General features: G+C 49.9%; 1 protein-coding gene. It reads right to left on the bottom strand.

Annotation, left to right across the window (positions count from 1 at the left end; genetic code table 11):
- Positions 1 to 1,192: integrase arm-type DNA-binding domain-containing protein (locus IPZ49_RS22995; RefSeq protein ID WP_193762904.1), on the bottom strand; the 1,192-nt coding region annotated here is incomplete at both ends.

Raw genomic sequence — 1,192 nt, 5'->3', positions numbered from 1 at the left:
CCTTTGTATTAGCCTGCAACTTAACGGCTACTTTTCTTTCAAACATACTTTCAATACATTCCCCGTACCACTGCATCATCTTCCTCCTTCCTTCCAGATATAAAGCATGGTTGTACGTCCCACGAATCGCGTTCTTATCGACATGCGCAAGCTGGGTTTCAATCCACGCCGTATTGAACCCTTCCTCATGCAAAATCGTACTCATCGTGTGGCGGAAACCATGCCCCGTTACCTTCCCCGTATATCCAATCCGCTTGAACACCTGATTTATACTCGCTTCGCTCATCGTTTTGCGGGGATCATTTCTCCCAGGAAACACCAGAGGATATTGCCCAGTCATCACTTTGAGCTGCTGTACGATTTCCAGCGCTTGGGTAGAAAGGGGGACAAGATGGGGCCGTTTCATCTTCATACGCTCGGCAGGTATTTCCCACACCGCTTTTTCAAGTTCAAACTCACTCCAGAAAGCACCCCGGAGCTCGCCAGTGCGAACTCCCGTAAGGATCAGCAGACGAGCGGCAAGAACAACCAGCGGACTTCCTGTATTGCCAGAGAGAGCTTTGAAGAAATCAGGTAACTCCTCAACAGTAAGGAAGGGATAATGCTTCGATTCATGTCCTGACATCGCGCTGGTTAGATCCGCCGCAGGATTATATTCCGCACGGCCGGTAACGATGGCGTAACGAAAGACTTCGCAGCAGCGCTGGCGAACTTTCTTGGCTTTCTCTGTCGCGCCACGGCTTTCCATTCGACGCAGCACATTAAGCAGAACCAGCGGTTTGATTTCATTCACCGGCTGTTGGCCAATATAGGGGAAAATATCTTTATTGAAGGCTTCGATAATGTCCGAGGCATAACCTTCTGACCACCGGCTCACCTTCGTTCCGTGCCATTCAAGCGCCACTTCCTGAAACGTATTATTGAGCTGCACATCACGAACTAGCTTTTCTTCTTTCTTGGCAAAAGATGGATCGATACCCTCGGCCAGCTTTTTCTTGGCTTCATCACGCAGTGCCCTCGCTTGTGCAAGAGACACTGCCGGATAGACCCCAAAAGCCATACGCTTCTCTTTTCCATTGAAGCGATATTTCATCCGCCAGTATCGGGAACCAGAGGGAACGACTTCAAGATACAAACCAGCACCATCTGCCAGCTTGTAGGCCTTCTCTCTGGGTTTAGCGGCGTCTACCTG

Origin of the sequence: Enterobacter cloacae complex sp. S2, assembly GCF_015159675.1 — a bacterium.
GTDB classification, from domain to species: Bacteria; Pseudomonadota; Gammaproteobacteria; order Enterobacterales; family Enterobacteriaceae; genus Enterobacter; species Enterobacter intestinihominis.
The sequence above is the reverse complement of the archived record's forward strand: the minus strand, read 5'-3'. Positions and strand labels throughout refer to the sequence as shown.